This window comes from Mesorhizobium sp. M2A.F.Ca.ET.067.02.1.1 (assembly GCF_004023285.1).
In the GTDB taxonomy this organism is placed as follows: domain Bacteria; phylum Pseudomonadota; class Alphaproteobacteria; order Rhizobiales; family Rhizobiaceae; genus Mesorhizobium.
On sequence record NZ_RZSB01000480.1, the window covers coordinates 1 to 4,706 of the forward strand.

8 protein-coding genes are annotated in these 4,706 nt (G+C 64.0%); 5 read left to right on the plus strand and 3 right to left on the minus strand.

Annotated elements, in window-relative coordinates:
* From EOA28_RS25535 to aat, 4 genes are all read left to right on the plus strand, one after another.
* On the plus strand, positions 1-194 hold a 194-nt coding region (locus EOA28_RS25535; RefSeq protein ID WP_128315412.1), incomplete at its 5' end, for a type II 3-dehydroquinate dehydratase.
* Positions 195-220: 26 nt separating this feature from the next.
* Positions 221-688, plus strand: a complete 468-nt coding sequence (gene accB, locus EOA28_RS25540; protein ID WP_126082841.1) for an acetyl-CoA carboxylase biotin carboxyl carrier protein — start codon at positions 221-223, stop codon at positions 686-688.
* A gap of 13 nt (positions 689-701) precedes the next feature.
* Positions 702-2,045 (plus strand): acetyl-CoA carboxylase biotin carboxylase subunit, encoded by a 1,344-nt coding sequence (accC, locus tag EOA28_RS25545; RefSeq protein ID WP_126082842.1) that lies wholly within the window; start codon positions 702-704, stop codon positions 2,043-2,045.
* Between the two features lie 12 nt (positions 2,046-2,057).
* On the plus strand, positions 2,058-2,675 hold the full coding sequence (gene aat, locus EOA28_RS25550) for a leucyl/phenylalanyl-tRNA--protein transferase (protein ID WP_127250819.1): 618 nt from the start codon (positions 2,058-2,060) through the stop codon (positions 2,673-2,675).
* Between the two features lie 2 nt (positions 2,676-2,677).
* Here the strand turns inward: aat and EOA28_RS25555 are convergent, their stop codons facing one another.
* From EOA28_RS25555 to EOA28_RS25565, 3 genes are all read right to left on the minus strand, one after another.
* Entirely contained in the window at positions 2,678-3,061 is a 384-nt protein-coding gene (locus EOA28_RS25555) for a hypothetical protein (RefSeq protein ID WP_127250820.1), read from the minus strand.
* 59 nt (positions 3,062-3,120) lie between these two features.
* Positions 3,121-3,750: a DUF2155 domain-containing protein gene (locus EOA28_RS25560; protein ID WP_245463294.1), complete on the minus strand. Its 630-nt coding sequence runs from the start codon at positions 3,748-3,750 to the stop codon at positions 3,121-3,123.
* A gap of 135 nt (positions 3,751-3,885) precedes the next feature.
* Positions 3,886-4,284, minus strand: coding sequence for an NADH:ubiquinone oxidoreductase subunit NDUFA12 (locus EOA28_RS25565; RefSeq protein ID WP_042643890.1), 399 nt, complete (start codon positions 4,282-4,284; stop codon positions 3,886-3,888).
* 212 nt (positions 4,285-4,496) lie between these two features.
* Here EOA28_RS25565 and EOA28_RS25570 point away from each other — a divergent pair.
* On the plus strand, positions 4,497-4,706 hold a 210-nt coding region (locus tag EOA28_RS25570; RefSeq protein WP_189342181.1), incomplete at its 3' end, for a 3-methyl-2-oxobutanoate hydroxymethyltransferase.

Here is a 4,706-nt window from a genome sequence, read left to right on the forward strand (position 1 = left end):
CCTCGATCGCCATCCACGACGCCATCCGCTCTGTTGCGCCGCTGCCCGTCGCGGAGGTCCATCTTTCCAACATCCACGCGCGGGAGCCCTTCCGCCACGTCTCCATGGTCGCGCCGGTCGCTGTCGGCATGATCTGCGGGTTCGGGCCGCTCGGCTACACGCTCGCGCTGCAGGCACTGGCGGCACGCCTGTGACCGGCCCCCAAACAGAAGGCTCGAAAATGTCGATAAAAAAGAACGGTGTTGACCAGCAACTGATCCGCGACCTGGCGGGCATCCTGAACGACACCAATCTGACGGAGATCGAGGTCGAGCTCGGCGACCTCAAGGTGCGCGTGTCGCGCCAGTCGCAGGCTGTCCATGCGGTTGCCGCGCCCCTGCCCGCGATTGCCGCTCCCGTCGCCGCCGCGGCTCAGCCGGCAGCGGCCGTCGCCGCGGCGCCTGCCGATCCGTCCAAGAATGCCGTGCCTTCGCCGATGGTCGGCACCGCCTATCTGGCGCCCTCGCCCGACGCCAAGCCGTTCGTCGAGATCGGCCAGAAGGTGAAGGAAGGCCAGACGCTTCTCATCATCGAGGCGATGAAGACGATGAACCAGATTCCTTCGCCGCGCGCCGGCACGGTGACGGCGATCCTCATCGAGGACGCCCAGCCGGTCGAGTACGGAATGCCGCTGGTGGTCCTCGAGTAGGAACAGCCAAGAGATGTTCCAGAAGATCCTCATCGCCAACCGCGGCGAAATCGCGCTCCGGGTGCTGCGCGCCTGCAAGGAGCTCGGCATCCAGACGGTGGTGGTCCACTCGACCGCGGATTCCGACGCCATGCATGTGCGGCTCGCCGACGAGAGCGTCTGCATCGGCCCGCCGCCGTCGCGCGAAAGCTACCTCAACATCCACCAGATCGTCGCCGCCTGCGAGATCACCGGCGCCGACGCCGTGCATCCGGGCTACGGCTTTCTGTCCGAAAACGCCAAATTCGCCGATATCCTCGCCGCCCACAACATCACCTTCATCGGCCCCTCCGGCGACCATATCCGCATCATGGGTGACAAGATCGAGGCCAAGCGCACGGCAAAGCGTCTCGGCATTCCCGTGGTGCCCGGCTCCGACGGCGCGATCAGCGACGAGAAGGAAGCCAAGCGCGTTGCGGCCGAGATCGGCTATCCGGTGATCATCAAGGCCTCCGCCGGCGGCGGCGGCCGCGGCATGAAGGTGGCGCACACCGAAGCGGACCTCGAAGTCGCGTTGCAGACGGCAAAGTCGGAAGCCGGCGCGGCCTTTGGCGACGACGCAGTGTATATCGAGAAATATCTGGAAAAGCCGCGCCATATCGAGGTGCAGGTGTTCGGCGACGGCGCCGGCCGCGGCGTGCATTTCGGCGAACGCGACTGCTCGCTGCAGCGGCGCCACCAGAAGGTGTGGGAGGAGGCCAATTCGCCCGCGCTCAACGCCGAGGAACGTTCGCGCATCGGCGGCATCTGCGCCAAAGCCATCGCCGATCTCGGCTATTCAGGCGCAGGCACGATTGAGTTCCTCTATGAGAATGGCGAGTTCTATTTCATCGAGATGAACACGCGACTGCAGGTCGAGCATCCGGTGACCGAAGCGATCACCGGCATCGACCTCGTGCATGAGCAGATCCGCGTCGCTTCCGGCGGCGGGCTGTCGGTCAGGCAGGAGGACATCAAGTTCACCGGCCACGCCATCGAGTGCCGCATCAACGCCGAGGACCCGCGGACCTTCACGCCTTCGCCCGGCACGATCACGCATTTCCATACGCCGGGCGGCCTCGGCGTCCGCGTCGATTCCGGTGTCTATTCCGGCTACAAGATCCCGCCTTATTACGACAGCCTGATCGGCAAGCTGATCGTGCATGGCCGCAACCGCGTCGAATGCATGATGCGGCTGCGCCGCGCGCTTGATGAATTCGTCGTCGACGGCATCAAGACGACACTGCCGCTGTTTCGCGACCTTGTCGGCAATCCCGACATCGCCAATGGCGATTACGATATCCACTGGCTGGAAAAATACCTGGCCAAGGGTGAATAGCACGGGGATGCGATGACCCGCCCCTACGCGCCAGGCTATCGCATCCCGACCGACCTGCTGCTCAGGGCTTACGCATCGGGCGTATTCCCGATGGCCGAGAGCGCCGACGACCCGGAAGTGTTCTGGGTGCGGCCGGAGACGCGCGGCATCATTCCGCTGGACGGGTTCCACACGCCGCGCAGCCTCAAGAAAACGATCCGCAAGCACCCGTTCGAGATCCGCTACGATTTCGATTTCGAGGCGACGATCGACGGCTGCGCCGAGAAGCGCGAGGAGCGCCGCTCGACCTGGATCAATGCGCCGATCCGCGAAGCCTATGTCGAGCTCCATCGCCTCGGCCACTGCCATTCGGTCGAAGCCTGGCGCGAGGACCGTCTGGTCGGCGGCCTTTACGGCGTTTCGCTCGGGCGCGTGTTCTTCGGCGAGAGCATGTTCGCCAGGGAGACCGATGCCTCTAAGACCTGCCTCTATTATCTGGTCGAGCGGCTGAAGGCGCGCGGCTTCGCGCTGCTCGACACGCAGTTCACCACCGAGCATTTGAAGCGCTTCGGCGCCATCGACGTGCCGCGCGGCCAGTATGAGAAGCTGCTGGCCGAGGCGCTGAAGGGCGAGGCCGTCTTCTATCCCTGAGGTCAGTCCCGCGCCGTATCCATCGGCGTCTGCGCGTGAAACATCATCTTCCAGCCGTCGGCGCGGTGAACATAGCCGGTGCTGACCAGCGCGGCATAGGATTCGCCGTTCTCACGCGTCGCGCGCGCTTCGTAAGTCAGCATGATGATATCGCTGCCCGGCTCGACCATGCCCTTCAGCTTGATGTCGAGGTCGCGCCAACGGTTGGGTTTGCTGGCTGTCGCCGCCAGGTCGGAGTTGGTCATCGCCTTGGCCATTTGCGGAAACGCCACCAGGCATTCCACATCGGCATTGGCTTCATAATAGGCGGAATCGCCGGTCCAGAAGCCCTTCTCGATGTCGAGAAGCTCTTGCTTGTTGGCCATGATCGGCTTCGTGGCGGTCATCGCGGAATCCTCCTCGCCTTGCCGAGTTGGAACGGCTGAAAGGCGGGCAGGTTCCGGGATCAGTTGGTGCTGGAGGGATCGTCGTCGGTCGGCTCGGGGGCAGCGCCAGCCGGCTCGGTCGCCGGCTCCGCCGCTGCCTTGGGCTTGGCGGCCTGGGTCTTCGGCTTGCCCGTCTCGGCCTTTGCTGCGGTCGGTGGCGGCACGTCCGACTTCTGCTTGCAGCCCTTGAGCCAGACGTCATAGACGGCGTGCTCGACGGCGTTGAGGCCAGGGCTTTCGGCAAACATCCAGCCGGTGAAGATGCGACGGATCTTGCGATCGAGCGTGATCTCGTCGACCTCGACGAAGGAATCGGTCTTCGGCTGCTCCGTGTCCGGCCGCGAATAGCAGACGCGGGGCGTGACCTGCAAAGCGCCGAACTGCACGGTCTCGTCGACATAGACGTCGAAGGTGATGATGCGGCCGGTGATCTTGTCTATGCCGGCGAATTCGGCCACTGGGTTGGTGATACGCTCGGAGGCAGCCGGCGCAGGGGCCGGCGCCTGCGCGGCGGCGAAAGCGGCTGTCGAGGCAAGCAGAAGGGACGTCCCAGCGATCAGCGCCTTAGAGATTTGGGCTGGAATCCTGAGCCGCAATTCCGAACGGAAAACCGCTGCGCACTTTTCCTGGAATTGCTCTGGATCGCTCATGCAAAACACCGGTGGTTGTGCCCGGGTGATTCTTCAATGCCCAAGGCTAATCATGGCTGCGCAGTCAGCAAGCAGCTAAACGCCAATTGTGGCGATAAAGGATCGAAGCGACGCCTTGAATTGCGATCCGGGTGATTACGATCCCGGCGTCCAGGCATCGTAGTCGCCGGTCACTTGCGGACGATGCTGGTTAGTCAAGATCGAACCTTGCGGCCGATAGGCGCCGGGCGTTCCCGTGAGGTTCGCCCGATGCGGCTTCTGCCACTCGCGCGCCTTGTAGCTCTCGCCCGAAGGGGGCGTGTCGACGCGGTGATGGATCCATCCATGCCAGCCGGGCGGGATCTTCGAGGCTTCCGAATAGTCGCGGTAGATCACCCAACGGCGGGTGCGGCCTTCCGAATCGACACCGCCTTCATAATAGACGTTGCCTGCTTCGTCCTCGCCGACCTTCTTGCCGAAGCGCCAGGTGTGGAAGCGGGTGCCAAGCGTCTGGCTGTTCCACCAGGTGAAAAACTGCAGCAGGAAAGTTTTCATCCAGATCCTCGCGGCGGCAGCGGCTGCGCCTCTCCCCTGCTTATGGCGTCACGCCACCGCGAAGGCAAGGGTTTTGCCGCTCCCGGAATGTAATGCTTCGTGCGCTAAATCGATGCAGCCGCTCCGCTGGCGGCAGGGCGGCTTGCAAAGCCTTGCCTGTCTTTCTAAAGCTCGACCCGCCCCGGTTCGGGGCGCCTTCAGGGAGGTGACGATTGACCCGGAAACCGTCCGCCGACAGCCGGATCAACGCCGAAGATATTCGCCGCCGCAAGGGCGGCGTGCCGATCGTGTGCCTCACCGCCTATACCTACCCTGTCGCCCGCCTGCTCGATCCGCATGTCGACCTGCTGCTGGTCGGCGACAGCGTCGCCATGGTTCTGCATGGCCACGCCACCACGCTTGGCGCCTCGCTGGAGATGATG